The 590-nt window shown below is 35.8% G+C and carries 1 protein-coding gene; it reads left to right on the forward strand.

What is annotated here, in order from left to right:
• Nucleotides 1-590: lipase family protein (locus tag AC1Q8N_RS28760; RefSeq protein WP_493521519.1), on the forward strand; the 590-nt coding region annotated here is incomplete at both ends.

Consider the following 590-nt stretch of genomic DNA (forward strand, 5'->3'; position numbering starts at 1 on the left):
CAATTAGCAGATTTCGAAACAGATATCGATCAGATTACGTTTGGAATTAAAACACATTCTAAAGTAATTACTCCAAGTAACAGTCAAACTATAAAACCTGATTCTGAAACATCATTTGATACTGGATTAAAATGGGCAAAAAATGACATCATAGCAAAATATAACCCTTCTTCTCTTCATACCACTGGACATAGTAAAGGTGGTGCAGAAGCAGACCTTATCGCTGCAGAATTAGATTGTTATGCAACTACATATGCTGCACCGAATCCCTATCGTATACTAAGTCCTGAAGCAAAAAGACGAGTAGATGAAGGGAAAATGGACAATAAAGCAACTGATTATACACATGAAAATGACCCGATTGGTAACCACACTCAATTCGGTGCACCTCTAATTGGTAAGCAATACACAGTGAGACAGAACGATACAAAACAAGGACTTTTTACACGTTTAACTATGGACGGACACGGCAGAGATACATTTAAGGGATCCTTTCATTCAAATGGAAGCCCCATATTAAAATTAGAACCTGAAGATATTATAAAACAAGCAAAAAAAATTCAAACACTCAGCAATCGATTATCAGATAT

It is taken from the genome of Bacillus sp. GW823-FHT06B01 (assembly GCF_058952315.1).